This is a genomic window from Acetobacter oeni (assembly GCF_011516825.1).
GTDB lineage: Bacteria > Pseudomonadota > Alphaproteobacteria > Acetobacterales > Acetobacteraceae > Acetobacter > Acetobacter oeni.
Map to the genome: position 1 here is coordinate 57236 of NZ_WOTA01000020.1, position 18855 is coordinate 76090.

General features: G+C 57.0%; 16 protein-coding genes and 1 riboswitch. Of the genes, 6 read left to right on the top strand and 10 right to left on the bottom strand.

Annotated features, from left to right (window positions below; translation table 11 throughout):
• Nucleotides 1-13: 13 nt before the first annotated feature.
• From GOB90_RS13100 to cobU, 3 genes are all read right to left on the bottom strand, one after another.
• Nucleotides 14-235 (bottom strand): CbtB domain-containing protein, encoded by a 222-nt coding sequence (locus GOB90_RS13100; RefSeq protein ID WP_146888154.1) that lies wholly within the window; start codon nucleotides 233-235, stop codon nucleotides 14-16.
• A 32-nt stretch (nucleotides 236-267) separates the two neighbouring features.
• Nucleotides 268-401, bottom strand: a riboswitch (cobalamin riboswitch).
• A 239-nt stretch (nucleotides 402-640) separates the two neighbouring features.
• Nucleotides 641-1249 (bottom strand): cob(I)yrinic acid a,c-diamide adenosyltransferase, encoded by a 609-nt coding sequence (cobO, locus tag GOB90_RS13105; RefSeq protein ID WP_146888152.1) that lies wholly within the window; start codon nucleotides 1247-1249, stop codon nucleotides 641-643.
• Nucleotides 1246-1767 carry a bifunctional adenosylcobinamide kinase/adenosylcobinamide-phosphate guanylyltransferase gene (gene cobU / locus GOB90_RS13110; RefSeq protein ID WP_146888149.1) on the bottom strand — a complete coding sequence of 174 codons (522 nt, stop codon included), beginning with the start codon at nucleotides 1765-1767 and terminating at the stop codon, nucleotides 1246-1248. The genes cobO and cobU overlap by 4 nt, the downstream gene beginning before the upstream one ends.
• A gap of 23 nt (nucleotides 1768-1790) precedes the next feature.
• Between cobU and cobT the strand changes: the two genes are divergently transcribed.
• Both cobT and cobS read left to right on the top strand, forming a co-directional pair.
• Nucleotides 1791-2819 (top strand): nicotinate-nucleotide--dimethylbenzimidazole phosphoribosyltransferase, encoded by a 1029-nt coding sequence (cobT, locus tag GOB90_RS13115; protein WP_242012011.1) that lies wholly within the window; start codon nucleotides 1791-1793, stop codon nucleotides 2817-2819.
• The gene (cobS, locus tag GOB90_RS13120) at nucleotides 2809-3585 is read left to right on the top strand and encodes an adenosylcobinamide-GDP ribazoletransferase (protein WP_146888142.1); all 777 of its coding nucleotides are present in this window, start codon (nucleotides 2809-2811) and stop codon (nucleotides 3583-3585) included. Before cobT ends, cobS begins: the two co-directional genes overlap by 11 nt.
• Here the strand turns inward: cobS and GOB90_RS13125 are convergent.
• From GOB90_RS13125 to GOB90_RS13135, 3 genes are all read right to left on the bottom strand, one after another.
• Nucleotides 3506-4105 carry a histidine phosphatase family protein gene (locus tag GOB90_RS13125; RefSeq protein ID WP_146888140.1) on the bottom strand — a complete coding sequence of 200 codons (600 nt, stop codon included), beginning with the start codon at nucleotides 4103-4105 and terminating at the stop codon, nucleotides 3506-3508. The two genes, cobS and GOB90_RS13125, sit on opposite strands and share 80 nt — an antisense overlap.
• A 400-nt stretch (nucleotides 4106-4505) precedes the next feature.
• Nucleotides 4506-4712, bottom strand: a complete 207-nt coding sequence (locus tag GOB90_RS13130; protein WP_146888138.1) for a hypothetical protein — start codon at nucleotides 4710-4712, stop codon at nucleotides 4506-4508.
• 441 nt (nucleotides 4713-5153) lie between these two features.
• A complete protein-coding gene (locus tag GOB90_RS13135; RefSeq protein ID WP_146888136.1) occupies nucleotides 5154-6425 on the bottom strand; it encodes an acyl-CoA dehydrogenase family protein in 1272 nt (423 codons plus the stop codon).
• A 132-nt stretch (nucleotides 6426-6557) separates the two neighbouring features.
• Between GOB90_RS13135 and GOB90_RS13140 the strand changes: the two genes are divergently transcribed.
• The 3 genes from GOB90_RS13140 (at nucleotide 6558) to GOB90_RS13150 (ending at nucleotide 11668) form a co-directional block, all read left to right on the top strand.
• Nucleotides 6558-7787, top strand: coding sequence for an acyl-CoA dehydrogenase family protein (locus tag GOB90_RS13140; RefSeq protein ID WP_261765959.1), 1230 nt, complete (start codon nucleotides 6558-6560; stop codon nucleotides 7785-7787).
• 20 nt (nucleotides 7788-7807) lie between these two features.
• Complete coding sequence (locus tag GOB90_RS13145; RefSeq protein ID WP_146888133.1) at nucleotides 7808-9055, top strand: SfnB family sulfur acquisition oxidoreductase; 1248 nt, start codon at nucleotides 7808-7810, stop codon at nucleotides 9053-9055.
• Between the two features lie 252 nt (nucleotides 9056-9307).
• Nucleotides 9308-11668: a TonB-dependent receptor family protein gene (locus GOB90_RS13150; protein WP_373322140.1), complete on the top strand. Its 2361-nt coding sequence runs from the start codon at nucleotides 9308-9310 to the stop codon at nucleotides 11666-11668.
• Between the two features lie 224 nt (nucleotides 11669-11892).
• Here the strand turns inward: GOB90_RS13150 and nikE are convergent, their stop codons facing one another.
• Genes nikE through GOB90_RS13170 form a run of 4 tightly spaced genes read right to left on the bottom strand, consistent with a single transcriptional unit; the run spans nucleotide 11893 to nucleotide 16965 of the window.
• A complete protein-coding gene (nikE, locus tag GOB90_RS13155) occupies nucleotides 11893-13521 on the bottom strand; it encodes a nickel ABC transporter ATP-binding protein NikE (RefSeq protein WP_222594621.1) in 1629 nt (542 codons plus the stop codon).
• On the bottom strand, nucleotides 13518-14387 hold the full coding sequence (locus tag GOB90_RS13160; RefSeq protein WP_242012012.1) for an ABC transporter permease: 870 nt from the start codon (nucleotides 14385-14387) through the stop codon (nucleotides 13518-13520). The genes nikE and GOB90_RS13160 overlap by 4 nt, the downstream gene beginning before the upstream one ends.
• Entirely contained in the window at nucleotides 14384-15334 is a 951-nt protein-coding gene (locus GOB90_RS13165; RefSeq protein ID WP_198912627.1) for an ABC transporter permease, read from the bottom strand. The genes GOB90_RS13160 and GOB90_RS13165 overlap by 4 nt, the downstream gene beginning before the upstream one ends.
• Nucleotides 15331-16965, bottom strand: coding sequence for an ABC transporter substrate-binding protein (locus GOB90_RS13170; protein WP_242012013.1), 1635 nt, complete (start codon nucleotides 16963-16965; stop codon nucleotides 15331-15333). Before GOB90_RS13170 ends, GOB90_RS13165 begins: the two co-directional genes overlap by 4 nt.
• A 445-nt stretch (nucleotides 16966-17410) precedes the next feature.
• Here GOB90_RS13170 and GOB90_RS13175 point away from each other — a divergent pair, with 445 nt between their 5' ends.
• Entirely contained in the window at nucleotides 17411-18853 is a 1443-nt protein-coding gene (locus GOB90_RS13175) for an LLM class flavin-dependent oxidoreductase (protein ID WP_146888128.1), read from the top strand.
• Nucleotides 18854-18855 lie beyond the last annotated feature (2 nt).

Sequence of the window (18855 nt, forward strand, 5' to 3'; positions counted from 1 at the left end):
GAAATTCCGAAAATCAGTGGCAGGGAAAACCCAGCAGATGGCGTCCGTCATGCACGAATTCATGCACCGCATGTCCCGCTATCAGCGACGTGGCACCCTGCTCAGCCCCCACGAAATACAACATCATCGCAGCCAGAAGGAGACCGAAGACTGCCCAAGGCACAAGAGCGCGCAGGGGAATGGCGTCCGGCACAGTGGAAGAGGCAGGAAAAGATGAAGAAAAACCGTGGCTCATAACAGGCTCCGTTCGGAAAACCGCGCTCCGGGATGGGACAATGGAACAACGGAGGTCTGGCTCTCCATCGCGCAGGACACGGTGGAATTACAGTGGCGCGACCGCGTCGGAGTTTCACCGACTTCCCCTGTTTTCCTGTGATACACCTTAATTCCAGCACCCTGCCTGTCAATGGACAGACGTATGTTCCTGCCTCCTTTGGGCCTTCTGCCGGCAGCAGGAGATCGATTCATCCACGTGACATATTGATGCGGCTTCCCTGACCTCGTTATAGGAAAATAAGCTGATGGTTCCGTGCGAATCGATGAAAAAGAAAGGCTGGGGCGCTCCCGGTGGTCCCTGAGGCAGGAGACCTGCCATGAACCTGTTGAGAAAACAGATGTCACAGCATCCGGGTATCACCTTTCAGAATTCGATTCCTTCCTGCGCCCGGACGCCCGCCTTGAAGTGATGCTTCACCGGCATCATCTCCGTGACCATGTCCGCTGCCTCGATCAGCGCTGGTTTCGCGTTGCGGCCCGTCACCCAGACATGCTGACCAGCAGACCGGGCAGCGATATCCGTCAGCACGCGGTCCAGCGCGAGGTAATCGTAACGCAGGGCAATGTTGAGTTCGTCCAGAATGACGAGCGCGATATCCTCGGACTGTAAAGCCTGTTTCGCTATATCCCAGGCCCGTTCGCACGCGGCGATGTCACGTTCCCGATCCTGCGTTTCCCAGGTGAAACCTTCACCCAGCGCATGCCACGTCACCTGGTCGCCAAACCGTTCGAGCGCATGACGCTCCCCCGTATCCCATGCGCCCTTGATGAACTGGATCACCACCACCTTTTTGCCCCGGCCAAGCATACGCAGCGCCAGTCCGAAGGCGGCGGTGGACTTGCCCTTGCCTGCACCCGTATGGACGGCAAGCAACCCCCGCGTCTCGGTTTTGGAAGCGACCTCGCGATCCTGAACCGCCTTGCGCTTCGCCATCTTTTCGCGATGACGCGCGTTCTCGTCCATCTCTGTCATACTGTTCCCTTTCCTCCCGCCGGCTTCGCAACCAGCGGAAAACCCGCGACCGTCAGGACGACCCTGTCCGCCACCGCCGCGATTTTCTGATGCAGCCAGCCCGCCTCGTCACGAAAGCGGCGAGCCAGAGCATTGTCCGGCACAATACCAAGCCCCACTTCGTTGCCGACCAGCACCGTGAGCCCCTGTCGGGCGGTCAGTACCTCCAGCAAAGTATGCGTCGCCTCGGGAATATTATGTTCCTCCAGCAAAAGATTGCTCAGCCAGAGCGTCAGGCAATCAACCAGCACAGGTTTCTCGCCCACGTCCCGCAAGACCTGTGACAACGCGACCGGTTCTTCCACCGTCAGCCACCCCGCGCCGCGCTCCAGCTGATGCCGCGCGATCCGCGCGCGCATTTCCTCATCCCACGCACGGCCGGTCGCAACATAAATCCAAGGTCCCGGCTGTCGGCACACGACCGATTCCGCGTAGCGGCTTTTCCCGGAGCGTGCTCCGCCCAGAACCAGTTCAATCATTGCTCTCTTCCTCCGGACGCGGCATGTCCCTGCTCATGACCCGCTCGCCCTTTCCCGATCCTGAAGCACTCCGTCGCGCCTGCCTTTCCCCGCGTCCTGCCGATGAGGACGCCGCCCGGGCCGTCAGCGAACGGGATGCCCAACTGACCAAACCGGCGGGCAGCCTCGGTCGACTTGAAGAGCTTGTCGCCTGGCTGGCACACTGGCAGCACCGCGCGCCACCCACTCTCGAACATGTGCAATGTCTGGTCTTCGCTGGCAACCATGGTGTCGTGGCGCAGGGGGTGTCCGCGTGGCCAGCCGAAGTAACGGGGTTGATGACCCACAATTTCCGCAACGGTGGTGCCGCCATCAACCAGTTGGCCCAAAATGCCCAGGCGCGTCTCGATGTGATCGAACTGGAAGACCTTCGTCCGACAGGCGACTTCACAAAAGAGCCCGCCATGACGCCGGACACCTTTCTTCGCATCGTCAATACCGGTTTCAGTGCTGTCGATCCGCAGGCTGATCTGGTCTGTCTGGGGGAAATGGGAATTGGCAACACCACCACCGCTTCGGCGCTGGCCGCCGCTCTGTTCGGCGGCAACACCAGCTGCTGGGTCGGCCCCGGCGCTGGCAGCGACGCGGCAGGTATGGAGCGAAAAATCGCTGCACTGGGAGCTGGCCTAGCTTACCACTACAGCACCATGGCAGAGCCGCTTGAGATTGCCCGCTGTCTGGGTGGTCATGAACTGGCCGCCATCATGGGCGCCATCCTCGCAGCGCGGAAACATGGTATTCCCGTGCTGCTGGACGGGTTTGTCTGCACGGCCGCCGCAGCCCCCCTGTTCCGCCTGCATCCGGACGGGCTGGCCCATTGCCGTATCGCACATTCCTCCGCCGAACCAGGCCATGCCCGACTGGCAGCGGCGCTTGGACAGGCCCCGCTGCTCGATTTCGGGCTCCGACTGGGCGAAGCCTCTGGCGCGGCACTGGCCGTCCCTTTGCTGCGTGGGGCACTGGCCTGCCACACGGGAATGCACAGCTTTGCCGAGGCCGGCATTGGCATCTGACAACTGCCTCTTCCGCAATCTGGCCGCTGACCTGCTGGCGGCTGCAGGGTTGTTCACGCGCCTGCCGCTCGGCTGGCTGGAAAAACATGCCGGGCCGGTCTGCCTGAGCCGCTCGGTCTGGCTCTGGCCTTTGATCGGCGCGGCTATCGGAACGTTCACGGCTCTTCTCACGACCGGGGGGCTGTGCATTGGGCTGCCGCCGTTCATCGCGGCCCTTTGCGGCGTCATGGGACAGTTGCTGCTGACCGGCGGCCTCCATGAAGACGGGCTGGCCGATACGGCAGACGGACTTGGTGGCGGCAGCACGATGAACAAGCGCCTCGCCATCATGCGCGACAGCCGGATTGGAACCTACGGTGCCCTGGCTCTGTTCACCTGTGTCACTTTGCGCACCGCCTGTATCGCCGCGCTCGCACCTTATATATTAATTCCTGCAATAGCATTTTCCGGAATGATATCCCGCGCCTCCCTCCTCGTGCTGCTCACCACCACTCCGCCTGCGCGAAAAGATGGGCTTGCGGCAGCCCTTCTCCCCCTGCCCCGCCTGCCGCTCTGGCTGGCTAGTCTGGTTGCGCTGGGAGCCGGCGTGTTTCTCGTTCCGTCCGCGACACTGGCCGGCGCCAGCGTGGCCGCCCTGCTCGTTACCCTTGTCATGCGCCGTCTCTTACAACGCACTCTCGGGGGATTTACAGGCGATACACTCGGCGCGACGGTCGTTCTGTCCGAACTGGCTGTTCTGCTGCTTCTGGTTGCGTCACGGGGCTGAACGTCAGAATCTCTCCCGATGGAAGAGCCGGTCGTGAGAGGTCTGGCGCGCGCCCTTCGACAAGTGATTGAAGGACACGCAGAGGACCGCCATGCGACAAGATCGCACAGGTCTCTTCCGATGGCAGATCAGCATGAAATGCCGTGACCCGTTCGCACAATACCCGGCCGCTTTCGCCCTCTGGAGGAGCAAAATCCATCAGGTCTGCTGCCCACCGATCCAGTTCCGCACGCGGCATATCGTTCCAGAGCTGTCCTTCCCATGTGCCGAAATCAAGTTCGGCCAGACGGGGATCAAGACAGACTGAGATTCCAGCGATTGCCGCACTATATTCTGCCGGGATACGACAGCGGGAGAGAGGAGACGCATAGAGCCGGGTGACACCGGTCTGACGAAGGGCTCTGATCAGACGTGCGGCAAAATCCTCCCATTTTTCCGCCAGCGGAACATCGAGATGACCATAACAGATGCCGGGGCGCACTGTGACGGACGGATGTCGGGCGATACAGCAAACAACCATTAATTCACGTGTCCGATGGCAGGAATCCGCCCTTTCGTACCAAATAGCAGCATGATGCGGAAGGCAAAGAAAGTAATCGGTGATCAAGGGAGCTTGTCATAGAGAAACAATTGGGTTCAAAACCTGTTAACCCGTTGAATTAAGCGCAATGAGTAATTCACAGGCTGGTAAGGAGAAAAGCCAGTGAGTGAAGTGTTTTTGCTGTCTCAGCATTAAAGTTTGCAGGGATCCATCGTGAATGGATGACGGCTACTGCGAGATAGATCCTTGTGCTGAAGTTTTTGTCGGCGCGCATGGCGACACGCCTGAACTCCCTGAGCTTGCGAAAGAAGTTCTCGATCAGGTGGTGCCATGTATACATTTCCCGATCCAACGCGAGTGGCTGACGCCGCCTCGGGTGTTAGGAAATAACGACTTTAGCGCTGTATTCGTTGAGATCGGCAATGAGAACATTGCTGTCAAATGCCTTGTCCGCAATGAAGGCGTCGAACGTCATCCCTTCAATCAGAGGAGACACCTCGACACTATCATGGCGCTGTCCCGGCATCAGGCGAAAGTGTCCCAGATTGTCCAGAACATCTGTCAATGCGAGAATCTTCGTCGTCATGCCGCCTCTCGAGCGCCCAAGGGCCTGGCTCTGAGCCCCCTTTTGCGCCCAGGCCGTGGCGATGAACCTTTACAATCGTCGCATCGGCCATCGCATATTCCATATCGGGCTCACCGGACAGGGCATCAAAAATCCGTCTGAAAACATCGGCATTACGCCACTCGCTGAAGCGACGGTAGACTTGTGACGGTTTTGTGCTGGTCTGGGGTCTTGTTATGCCACCCGAGCTTCGAAGGCGAGAGGACTGATGCTGCCATGCCCAGGCTTGCACCCGCAACTCTTCTGAAGAAGCCGTTGCCGTTACACGAAGCCTCGTCACGATCGCAAATGTCCCTTCAAGGGCGGATAATTTTTGAGGTAGACACTGCAGAAAAGATAGTTCTGATCATATCCGGATTACTCTTTCGTAAGCTGGCCGGACCTCCAATAACGTCCAACATATTATGAACTTTTCGTTTGTTGTTTCAAAATCATGTTTACTTCGCGCTCCCGGATAACTCCCTGTCGCCAGACCTCGCCCGGCTGAACTCCGTTCAGTCGCCAATCGCCCAGTTCCCTCGCACGCTGCACGGCGGGATTATGCGATGCCAGCACACGTGCATTCCGCCAGTGCCGATCAAGTTTAAGCTTCTCACTCGTCGCTGAAGCCCCTCCCACTTCGAAAAGCGATGTCGCGGCCTCAAGCACCAGAGGCAGCAGCACCTGCTGGGCATGGTAAGCTTCCAGTTCTGCCTGAAATGACAGTTCCTCATCATCTTCGCCCGCTTCGCGCAGCGCCGCGGCCCGGTCCAGCGTCTGCGCGACCCGGCCCACCAACGCTTCTGAAGCAAAGGCAAGACTCGACAGACGACCGACAATACCCTGCACCAGCGGATCATGACGGGGGCTTGTTTTCCCCGGGACCCCGAATGTCCGGCTTCGAGGCTGAACAAAATCGACCGTGTCGCGCAAAATCGCACGAGCAATCCCCGCAAGCGTTGCAAGATGAAATGTCTGATAATATGCGAGTAGAAAACGATTGATTGGAAAATCGTCTCCTGTGTTACGGTGATAGATCTGCCACTCCTGAACAGGCACATCCTCAAACACGGTCGTTCCGCTACCCGTTAGCCTCTGCCCGAAACCGTCCCAGTCATCAATGCGTGTTACGCCAGAAGCATTGACCGGAACAGCGACCCTGACCCGGTCATCGCCGTCCATCGCAATAACGGCAATCCAGTCAGCATAAAGCGATCCGGTCGAATAATATTTCCGTCCGTTCAGGCTCCAGCCACCATCAGTCCGCGTCAGATTCGTTTCCGTCGATGTGCTGGCCGACAGTTCTGCCATTGCCGCTCCAAAAAGCGCGCCTTCCGCAATCCGTTCCAGCCAGCTGGCCGAAAGCGGATCATCGGATTTCCTCACTCTTTGCCGCTCCTCCTCAACAAACGCGAAGTGTGCCCGTATAATCTGTGGAATATTGGAATCAGCTGCGGCGAGACTGACGAGCAGGGAAACTGTTTCAGGAATCGAAAGTCCCGCGCCACCCTGCTCCTGTGGCACCCGAAGTTTCAGAAAACCGGTCTCGCGCAACCATTTTACCGGCTCAAAAGCAAGCGTCCGGCTTCGTTCGCGCTCAACGGCCCCTTCCTCTATGCGCTGAAAAACCTCCTGAAACCGTTTTTCGACATCCGAACCCACTTGCCCGATATCCGCTGCTGAACAGGCGCTCATACATCCCACCATATTACTATTTTATACTGTAATTATTTACTTTCAGCACATTGACTCACGATTAAGAGTGCGTCAATTGTATATCCACAGTTTGTGGTTATATGTCGTTTTTACAACATTGGAGCGTTGATTGTGACCAGAGGCCCGTCAGCGACCGGTGCCGTTTCCGGCGAGACACCGCCTCCGGCACATTCTGACGATGCGTCAGGCGCAGACATCACCCGGCTGGTCACGCAATTTCTCTCTGTACGAAAGCATTTCGCCGCACGCGCAGCCAGACATGATCGAACAGGAATCTTTGCTCCGGAAACCGTCCGGGAACTGGCGGATGCGGGCTTCCTGCGCGTGCCGGTCCGCCTTCAGGCTGGTGGTTACGGGGCTTCCTTATCTGTTGCGCAGAATATCGTCGGGCTTCTCGCACAAAGTGACCCGGTCGCGGCTCTTCTGCTGGTCAATCACTATATGGTGCATGCTTCCATCGCAGCGCGGGACAACTGGCCCGAACCGCTTGCCCGGCGGCTCGAAGAACAGGCCGTCAGCAGGCCCGGTCTCATCAATGCTCTTCTGGCCGAACCCGATCTGGGATCGGCCTCACAGGGAGGTTCGCCAGGGACGGTGGCCACTGCAACCGGCGATGGCTGGCGTCTGAACGGCCGGAAGGCCTATGTGACCGGTATTCCCGGCTTGTCAGAACTCGTTGTCAGGGCGCGCACCGACGAGCCGGAGCCGCGTGTAGGGCTTTTCGTCGTTTCGGCCGGTGCAGACGGCGTTACGACTGTCCCAAACTGGGATCATATCGGAATGCGCGCCTCAGCCAGTCATGAAGTCATTCTTCGCGATGTGATCGTCCCTTACGAGGACACGACCACTCTTTTCCACGGCGACGCAAAAGCGGCATCCGGCTCGGTTCTCATGCACTGGAATTGTGGTCTTCTTGGCGCTCTCTATGATGGTGTTGTCCGGTCAGCCCTTGCCTGGACAATCGATTTTCTGCGGACACGCATTCCGTCAAACCTAGGGAAACCCCTGGCAACACTACCGTTTATGCAGGACGCAGCCGGACGCGTCAGCCTCACCCTCGCCACAAACAATCTGCTGCTGCGAGCCTACGCGTCTGACGTTCTCACGGGCAATGCTGTGACGATTTCCTCTGATGCTGCCGTCATCAAGACAGAAGTGGTGGATAAAGCGGCCGATCTCACGATGCAGCTTCTGGCCATCGCCGGCAATGCCGGTCTCAGTGCTCGTAACACTCTCGAACGATGTCACCGCGATGCGCTGTGCGGAAGAATCCACGCGCCGCATGCTGAACTCGTCCGCCGTCGTGCAGGGCAGACTGTTCTTTTGACTCCACCGCTCTGAAATACAGGAAACATTCATTTATGACCCGTCAGATTGTCGTGGGAGGCGGTGAAGCCGTGCCCCCTCCTTCATGGCCACGCCAGCCGGCGTCCATCCTCAGGACCGCGGACGAGGCTCTTGATGCCGCAGATAAAATCGCATCACTCGCTGCCAGAGACGCCGTCAAACGTGACCGTGAAGACCTCTTCCCGGGCGCTGAACTGGATGCGTTTTCCGCCTCCGGCTTGTGGGGCATTACTGTGCCGGCAGAATGGGGCGGTGCGGATCTCTCCTATACCGCAACTGGCCGGGTCATCGTGACCATTGCAGCGGTCGATTCCTCTCTCGCACAGCTCGCACAAAACCATCTGGCAACGATCGCGGCCATCCGCTCGGCTGCGACCGAAGAACAGAAAGCGGATCTTTTCCCTCTCGTTCTGGAAGGCCGTCGTTTTGGTAACGCTTTTTCTGAACGAGGCACGAAAAATGTCAGCGATCTCAGGACCAGCCTCGTTCCGGCAGGTGATGATGTCGTCCTGAACGGTATCAAATATTATTGCACCGGAGCGCTCGCGGCAGACCTGATCCAGATTGTCGCTATTGATCAGAACGGCCTTTCCCAACTGGCGATTGCGGACCGGAATTCACCGGGTCTGACCGTTTTCAACGACTGGACGGCGTTTGGCCAGCGCGGCACCGGCAGTGGCAAAGTCCTCATCGAAGATGTCCGGGTTCCGGTCAGTCGTGTTATTCCCGTCTGGAAATCCTATGTTCCGGAGAAACCATTTCCGGACAGCGCTATTTCGCAATTCATCCAGGCTGCTATTGATGCAGGCATCGCGCAGGGCGCGTTACGGGAAACGGAACAGTTCATTCGTACACGCACACGACCCTGGGTTGATAGCGGCCTCGAAAAAGCGACGGAGGACCCATACCTTATTCAGATCATTGGCAGTCTGCATGTCAGGCTGAGCGCGGCGCTGGCTCTGCTTGACAACGCCGGAAGGATTATCGACGCTGCCATACGGGATCCCACGCCAGCGACTGTTTCCCAGGCACAGATCGCCGTTGCAAAAGCCAAGATTCTGACAACGGAACTCGCGATTGACGCAGCAGATCGTCTGTTCGAACTCGCCGGTACGGCTGCAACAGATCGAAGCCTTGGCCTGGATCGCTACTGGCGAAATGCACGAACGCATACACTTCATGACCCGGTGCGATGGAAATACGCGATTATCGGAGAGTATTACCTTAACGATCATCTTCCTCCGCTTCATCCCTGGAGTTGAAAATATTTCCTTGATTATGGAATTTTCGGCAGGCTCCCTCTTCCTCATAAGATGGGAGCGGGATTGCCGGCGATGGTCAGTTGCGGCGTGGAGCATCGGTTAACCATCACTTATATTCACTACACAACCTCGTTGTATGTTGCTTATGTACAACATACCGTAGTTAATGTATAAAAAGTTATTTAGCGCATACTCATCGCTTATATTTCCATATAACTACATATTGTCGTGATAAAATCCGGAATTAACAAAGTGTCTAAACGTATATCATATCAGCCTTCGAATTTTTCTCACTTGCTGCGCGCAAACCGGGCATTGTGTGACAAACAGGGCCTGCGCAGAAAGGCAACAAAAGACTTTACTCCGATAATCGCGAGCGGTTTTTTCAGTTTTTTCATCGCCAATCATCCGGCAGTCGCTCAGACTATTGTGCATTCGGATGAAAAGGATTCGACATCTCACCTTCATCATAAATCATCAGCCTCCACGCATGACGTGGCGGCTCACAGCGGAAGCGCACACAGCCAGGAACACCCAGCAGCCCATAACGCCGGGCACGAGGCGCATACAGGCGTAAATGCATCCGGCACTGAATATATTACGGTTCATCATCATCACACCAGCGCAACGCGTCAGGCCGAAGCCTATCTGGCAACGATTCCCGGTGGTACCAGCATTGTCGACGCCGCGACGGTGCTCAAAACACGTAACGCAACCAATGCCGATGTATTCAAGTATCAGCCTGGCGTCTTTGCACAGGCTCCTTGCGGATCGGACGATCTGCGTATTTCCATCCGTGGTTCGGGTATTCAAACCGGTCTGAACGCAACGCGCGCAGGCATCATGTTTCTGTTTGACGGTATCCCCTTTACCACTCCTATCGGTACGTTCAACGAATTACAGGAGCCTCTGGGAATTCGTTATACGGAGATTCTGCGTGGTGGTAACGGTATAGATTACGGTTCGACCCAACTGGGTGGTGCCATTAATTACACAACACAGACGGGCTACAACTCAGATCTCTATCAGGCGCGACTTGAAGCCGGCAGCTTCGGCTATGTCAAGGAGCAGCTCAGTTCAGGTCATGTTATGGGGAAATCCGACTACTATCTCAGTGTGACCAACTCCTATCGCGCCGGCTATCAGGAAAACACAAAAACAACAAACTTTGGTGTAAACTTCAACTATGGATACAAATTCAACGACAAAGTTGATAATCGCTTCTTCTTCCGCTATCGCCAGACATCGGAAAACAATCCGTTTTACCTGACGCGTCAGCAGGTTGCCGAAAATCCCAAGCAGATGGCGCCCGCATACCGTGGTCTGGGCACGAAAACAATCGAACCTGGCAGTGAATTCATCGCTGACAAGATCACTTTCCATGTGGATGACCAGTCGAAGCTGGTTACGGGATTTGCCTACATCAACGCACCGATGAATCATCAGCTGGGAACTTCCTCATCGCGCTATTACCTCAGCTATGCAACAGGGACAGTGGACTATCAGCGCCACGATTCCCTGCTGGGTCACGCCAGTGATACGGATATCGGCATCTATACATCGCATGACCTGCAGTCGAGGATTGAAGCGCGTGTTCGTATCCCGTCGGCCTTTGCGGCTCAGGGCGGCGGTGCCTTTAATCAGCTCATCACCAATTCAAATCTGGCCGCAAGTGACACCGTGTTCCACGTTCGCAATAATACCGAAGTGTTCAAGAACTTTTTTCTCACGGCGGCCGGTGCGCTGACCTACAATCCACGCGCAGGGACACAGAACTTTCCAGAATACAGTTCTTTTAGCCAGAGTTCATTGTTTTTTGCACCACGGGGAGGTTTCCGTTACGTCATAAACCCTAATGTTGAATTTTATGGCAATGTGAGTCGTAGCGTACAACAGGCACAGGACTGGCAGTACCTTGCAGGCACCGCCTATACATCGGGTCTGGCCACCGGATATCCGCATGAGTGGGAAAAATTGCGGCCCCAGACAGCGACAACCTTTGAAGCGGGCACCACCGGGCATTATCTTGGCACCGAATGGAGTGTTACTTACTACCACTCCGCAGTTCACAATGAACTGCTGCAGGTAGCGACGCCGGAACAGGTTCTGCTGAACACCTCCAGCTATGGCAATGCATCCCCCACCACACATCAGGGAGTTGAAACCTCGTTCCATTCCACACTTTATCAATGGCAGGGAAACATTATTTCTCTTCGCAATGCCTATACATATCAGAGTTTCCGTTTTAACCATGATGCAACATGGGGCCATAATTATATCCCCGGAATTCCTCAGCATTTCTATCAGGGAGAACTGCACATTGACATGAAGAATGGCTTCTATGCGTCAGTTGATGCGGAGGTTTCATCTTCTGTCATAGCGTCGTATGATAACCGTTACAAAGCGGCGCCATACCATATCTACAATTTCGATGTTGGTTACTTATGGCCCAACAAGCACCGCCAGGTATTCCTCAGCCTGCACAACCTGGCCAACAAACATTATGCGACGGGTGTAATTCCTGTTGCCAGTGAAGCCAACGGCAATGCTTCAGCCATGCTGGTCGGTGACGGGTTCGGCATTTTCGCCGGAGTTTCAATCGGATTCAACTAATAATCCGCCAGGATCGGTCATGGGGATCGACCGATCCTGTGGTCTGCTGTCCTGAGCAGGACCAGCGATGAGACCTCTACGATCCTGTTGGCAGCGCCAACAGTCCGCTCGAACAAGCCTGATTCTATTATGAGAACTGACACTGGCTTTATCATACACCGAGAAACGGTATTCACCACTGTCCGGAGCCATGTCCAGGCCCGGCTCTCCGGGAACCGGTCTTCTTATGCGACAACAGGCAGGCTCGCCGACAGTTTTGTGGCCGCAGTCAGAAGAGACTGTGTAAAACTGTGACGTGGTCTGATCAGCACGTCCGCCGCTGTCCCGACTTCAATGATCCGGCCCTCCTGCATGACCACCACATCGTCACACATACGGCGGATCACGCCCATATCATGTGAAATGAACAGGCAGGCCAGTCCGAAATCCCGTTGCAATTCCTCCAGAAGATCGAGAACCTGAGCCTGAACCGATACATCCAGGGCAGAGACAGGTTCATCACAGATCAGAAGATCCGGCTTCACCGCAACGGCACGCGCAATTGCGACCCGCTGCCGCTGCCCGCCAGAAATCCCGCCCGGACGGCGCCTGGCAATACTGCACGGCAACCGGACTCTTTCAAGAAGTTCGCCAATACGATCCGTATGATTCGCCTTTGGTTCTCCGGCTGCCGACAGAGCGTCCGACAGAATGTCAAAGACAGTCCAGCGAGGATCGAACGAGCTGAGCGGGTCCTGATAGATCAGCGCCATAAACCGGCGCCGGGGCCGGCGCATGCGCTCCGGGACAGGCTGAGCTCCGGCCGCGACCCAGGGCTCGCCCCGGAAACTGACAGTGCCCGTGTCAGGCTGAAGCAGCCCGGCAATAATCCGGGAAGTCGTCGTCTTTCCGGAACCGGACTCCCCGATCAGCCCAAGCGTGCGACCGCGCCGGAGCGTCAGCGTCACATCCGAGATGATCGGACGAATAACACCGTCTGGCCCCTTGCGGATGAAAGACAGATCCCGTGCCTCAAGCAGCGAGTCTCCAGTCGGCTCCGGCGCCACGGGTCTGGCCGGATGACGCGACGGGTCGGCTTCCAGAAGCGTAATCGTATAGGGATGCTTCGGTGCTGTCAGGATCCGGGCGGCCGGCCCCTGCTCCACGACTTTGCCATGCTCAAGAACAATAATTTCATCTGCCAGCTTCGCGACAAATCCGAGGTCGTGGCTGATCAGAAGCAGGCCGGTCCCTCTGTCCCGCAGGCTGCTGAACAGATCCAGTATCTGCGCCTGAACCGTTGGATCGAGAGCCGTTGTCGGCTCATCGGCAATCAGCAATGATGGCGACATCGCAATGGCGCTGGCAATCAAGGCACGCTGCCGCAGACCGCCGGACAGTTCATCCGGACGTTGCCGCGCCCGAAGATCCGGTTCACGGATACCGACCTGTTCCAGAAGCTCAAGGACTTTTCGCGTTCGCTCCTTCGCTGTTCCCCGCCGGTGAACGGCCAGAGATTCCGCGATCTCCCTGCCGACCGGGCGCAAAGGATCGAGCGCTACCAGAGCGTCCTGCAGAACCATACCGATCCTGCGTCCCCGGATATCGCGCCATCGCCGCTCCGGAAGATCGCGCAGATCATCATCACCCAGGCTGAGTCGCCGGGCAGAAACATGGCCTCCGGCCCCTGTCAGACCGATAATACTCCGTGCTGTCACGCTTTTTCCGGAGCCCGATTCACCGACGAGCGCGACCACCTGTCCCGGTTTCAGCGTAAATGAAAGGTTCTGCACAGCAACCGTGTGACCACGTGGTGTCGCGAAGCTAACGGAGAGATCCTCCACATGCAGCACGGGGTCCGGCAGAGCGCTCACGAAACACGCCCTTCAATAAGGCGCTGAAGACTGCGTCCGGCAATGGTCGTGGCCAGCATAGTGACGACGATCGCCAGTCCGGGGAAAAAAGTCATCCACCATGCCTCCGCGACGAAATCACGGCCCATGGACAGCATCGTTCCCCATTCCGCCGCCGGCGGACGAGCGCCCAGACCGAGAAAGGAAAGAGAGGCCGACCAGACGATCATCTGTCCGATGCCCATTGTGCCCATTACGATCAGAGGACGAAAGGCATTGGGCAGAATATGCCGGACGATGATCCCTGCCGGAGCATGGCCCAGCGCCCGCGCCGCCTCGACATAGCCCGCACGCCGCACGGCGAGAACCTGTCCGAACACGATCCGCCCATACCCTGCGGCGCTGCCGACGCCAATGGCCACGATCAGCGGCACGATTCCACTACCAAGCGTTGCGGTAAACAGCAATGCCAGAACCAGCGAGGGAATGGAAAACATCACATCCAGCAGCCAGCGCACGCTTTTTTCCGCCAGCCTTCCTCCCAGCCCTCCGACCAGGGCGAGAACGGTCGCAAAGGACAGGGCGAGCGTAATCGCGCTTATGCCCAGCAGAAGAGACTGCCGGGCACCATGAATCACGCGGGCCAGCACATCACGCCCGGACTGGTCTGTCCCGAATGGGTGGCTGAGTGAAGGCCCCTGAAACGCATCGCGGGGCTCGATCGCCATCGGATCGATATGCGTGAACAGGGTCGGCGCAATCGCGGCGGCAACCAGCAGCAGGAGATAGAAAGCAGCGAGCAGAGGCCCGACGTGCCGAAGCGTCAGAACCGGCATGATAAAGCCGGGTACGCGGCGTCGAAGAGCAGGCAGGATCATGTCGGTCATGAGTGCAATGCTTTCAGTCTGGGGTCGATCAGCCGACGCAGGAGGTCGGCCAGAAAGCCCGCGATGATGTAAATGGCAGCAATGAACAGGATGATTCCGGCAACCAGCGGCATGTCATGACCGGATACTGCCAGGAACAGTTCCCGGCCTATTCCTTTGCGTGAGAAAATCATTTCGATCGCCACGGCATTGCCAACGAGCGCGCCTATTCCCCATGCCGAAAGATCGACACCAGGCAGAAGGGCATGACGCAGAACATGCCGCAGCCGCACCGCACGTTCATCCATCCCCCGTGCGCGGGCTGTCAGGACGCAGGGTTCATCCAGAGCAAGATCAAACGACTCACGGGTGACCTGAGCCAGAAAGCCACCCAGCGGAATACCCAGCGCCAGCGCTGGCAGGACAATGGACAGCACGCCACGGGTGCCTGCTGGCGGGAAAAGGCCAAATTCGAAGGAAAAAGCCCATAGCAGGAGAAGTCCGAGCCAGAAGGGCGGCAGACCGGCACTGATGGTTTCCAGAGACGAGGCTACCGGTCCGAACCAGCGTCGTCTGACTGTAGGCACGGTCGAAAGCAGCGCGAACAGCCATGCCACGATAAAGGCAGCCGCCATCAGTTCCAGCGTCGGAGGTGCCTGAGACCGCAACACATCCACAACGGGCATATGCTGTGAAAAGGAATTTCCAAACTGCCCCTGCGCCAGTCGCGTCAGATACAGGCCGTACTGAACAGGCAGCGGCCGGTCCAGGCCATATTCATGTCGCGCCACGGCAAGTGTTTCCGGTGTCGCATTCACCGAGCCACCGCCCAGAATCGCCAGCACCGGATCACCTGGCGTCAACTGAAGCACCACAAAACACAGGGTTGCCGCCGCAAACAGCACAGTGAAAGCATTAAGGGCTTTCGCCAGAAAAGCATGCGCCACACGCAGAAAAAACGGGATCATCGCGCTATCCATGCATCATAGAGACTGGTGACATTCAGAGAGGGCTCGATCCGCACATCATGGACGGCTCCGGACAGAGCCATACGCGTGCTCTGCGGATAGGTCGTGATCTGCAGGAACGCGGCTGCCACGATCTCCTGTGCCTGTGTGTAAAGTTTCTGACGCTCTTCGGGATCGGTCGTCAGAAGCGCCGCGTTGATAATCCGGTCGAAGCCGGGGTCGCTATACCCTGCCGCATTCTGATGAATTCCCCCCTGCGGACCCGGCGGTCCGAGAAAAGCGGATGAGAAGACAATCCGCAGGACGTCCGCCGTGTTCGTATTCCAGTATCCAACCCGCACATCGTAATCCCACCGGCTCTCACGATCGTTGACCGTTGTGTCGTCCGCGTTTTCCAGAATGACATCGAAACCCGTCGCGCGTGCCGTCGCCTGCACCTGCTCCCATAACGTTCTTATCGAAGCCGACAGAGAAGAGCGCATCGGAATGTGGACCTGTAGCGGCACTCCGTTCCGGACGCGGATCCCGTCTGCCGTCCGGGCGGTCCAGCCTGCCTCATCCAGCAGTAACCGCGCACGATCGGGATCATAATCTCCGTGGTGTTCGGTTTCGGGACTATAGAAAGGCGTGGACGGACTCAGAGGCCCGCCTGCCCGGCGATAATGACCGAAAAACACGCTGGATAAGGCGCCGGGAATATCCGCCGAACGGACAAACGCCTCCCGGACACGAATATCACCGAACGGCTCACGTCTGAGATTAAGGGTTCCGTTGGTCGGATTTCCCGGAAGATCGGCCTTTAGCAACCAGAGATCGGGATTGTGTTGTGCCGGTGTTTCGGCTTCCGGAGGCAGGGAGTCGATCACGTCCACTTCACCTGCCTGCAGGGAGGCAAACCGCACCGAGGCTTCCGGAATGATGCGCCAGACAATGCGATCCAGCCATGCCGCTCCGGTGTGCCTGGCTGTCGGCGGACCCCAGCGATAGGCCGGGTTACGCTCCAGTACAATCTCATTCTGACGGTCCCAGTGAACGACCCGGAACGGACCGGATCCAACAGGGCTCTGGCAGTTTTCATCACGGGGGCGCAGCAGAGCCACGGGCGATTCCATACCGAGAAACCCCTGCGCCAGCACTTCCAGGAATGCCGCGTAAGGCCTGTCCAGATGCACGACTGCTGTGTAATCGTCGATCACATCAGTTTTGACATATTGTTTGATATAGCCGCCCGCTGTGCTCGACAGCGTATGCGGATTAGCTATGTGATCGAGATTTGCCCGGACAGCAGCGGCATTGAACGCTGTCCCGTCTGTGAACGCCACATCCCGCCGAAGATGGAAGGTCCACGCTCGCCCGTCTTCCGACACGGTCCAATCCGTTGCCAGCCATGGCAGGATTTTCCCTCCTTTATCCATGGCCACCAGTGAATCCAGAAACTGCTCGGCCACAAAAACCTGCGGCATATCGCCATGCACATGCGGATCAAGGCAGACTGGTTCGCGATCGGTCGCATAAACCAGGGTTCCGCCGGAGACCGGACCAGTGGCTTCTTTATGATTTTTATGCTGCCGGCACCCCGCGACAGAAAGCAGCGACATAGCCATGGCTAACGGCACCGCACGGCGTGTCATTTTCCTCCGCAGGGACCAAACAAAGAAAGCTGACACCATCAGGGCACAATCCGGAGAAAATAATACAGTTAATTATCGTTGTTATTAGAGTTGCATGATTGCATTTTACATTCAATGTTGTTTATCTGGTTTCTGTTTAACATTTTAAATTGTTATTTTTTGTGCCTCCGAAAAAAGCCGGTCGGTTTCGCAGTCCCTCCGCATCCCTGTCCATCAGAAAAACACAAAATCCTGCAAAATTTCGGCATAAGCTTTCCGGAGAAGGTCTCAGGATACCTCTAATAATATAAAACATTTTTACATTGCACTATTTATTATCGTTTATTAATTACGCATTGACAGCGCTGAAATCCTTGGTAGCGTGCTTATTAACAATTACACTATGAACAAGAGTTAAAATGAACACTTTCTGGCGACAGCTGGTGCTGAAAACAAGAATGTGGCCATGACCTCACCCTCGGGTGACGCCCGAAAGAGCCTGCATGTCAATCTGTTCGAAATGGCCTGTGTCGGTCACATCGTGCACGGATTATGGCGTGCGCCGGGAAACAACCGGCATCGGTTTTCGGAGTTGTCTTACTGGAAAGAGATCGCGCAACTGGCTGAACGTGGCCTTTTCGACGCCATTTTTCTCGCGGATGTCGTTGGCACATACGATAGATTCGCTGACGGTACGGACGCCGCCCTGCGCCAGGGCGTGCAGATTCCCAATCTTGACCCGCTCATGCTTGTCCCGGCCATGGCGGCCGTCACATCGCAGCTGGGCTTCGGTGTTACCTTTTCGACCACCTATGAGCCGCCCTTCGCCTTTGCACGCCGCATGGCAACGCTCGACGTGCTGACAGAGGGTCGTGTGGGGTGGAACGTCGTCACCTCCTATCTGCGCAGCGCCGCACGCAATTTTGGTCTCGAAGACGAAATTCCTCACGACGAACGCTATCTCATCGCCGACGAATATATCGATATTCTCTACAAACTCTGGGAAGGAAGCTGGGACGACAATGCCGTAGTCGCTGACCGGGAAGCCGATGTATTCACCGATCCGGCCCGCGTCAGACCGATCAACCATCGCGGCACGCATTTTCAGGTTGCCGGCCCGCATCTCGTTCAGCCATCCCGACAGCGCACACCGGTCCTTTTTCAGGCCACAGGCTCTCCGGCCGGTCTCGAATATGCCGCGCGTCACGCCGAAGTCGTCTTCATCGGCGGTCAGACAACGGCGGATGTCAGACGTAATATCGCTGAAACCCGCAAACGGGCCGAAGCTTACGGAAGGCGTCCCGACGACATCCGCTTCCTCGTTCAGGCCGGAATCATCACAGCGCCGACAGAAAAGGAAGCACAGGAAAAGCTACGGTATTACCGGGAATTTTACAGTACAGAAGGCGCGCTGATCCATGCCCAGGCCGAGGTCGATCTGCGTCAGTTCGATCCATCCGAGACAATAGCATCCGTTATCACACGCAAAGGCGCGGCATTCGGCAATATGGGCCGCCGCTTCCGTCCCGAACAGACAGTCGGTGACGCGCTTCAGCAAATTGCCCGCTTCGACGAAGGCCGGTATTTCATTGCGGGTTCGCCAGATCGTGTTGCGGATGCCATCGAATCCTGGCTCGACGATGACGACATCGACGGCATCAATCTGCGCCAGTATCATTCCTTTGATACAGCAAGGGATTTCATCGATCTTGTTATCCCTGAACTTCAGGCGCGGGGGCGTTATCGGACAGCTTACACACCGGGCGAAACCTTACGCGAGCGTCTTTTTGGCGCTGGCCGGGCACGGCTGCCGGACAGGCATCCAGGTGCCCGTTATCGCGACCCGGCCGCTCTGAACACTCCCGCTGCTCCGCTGTTCGCCGGACAGTCTTCAATCAGGACGCCATGACA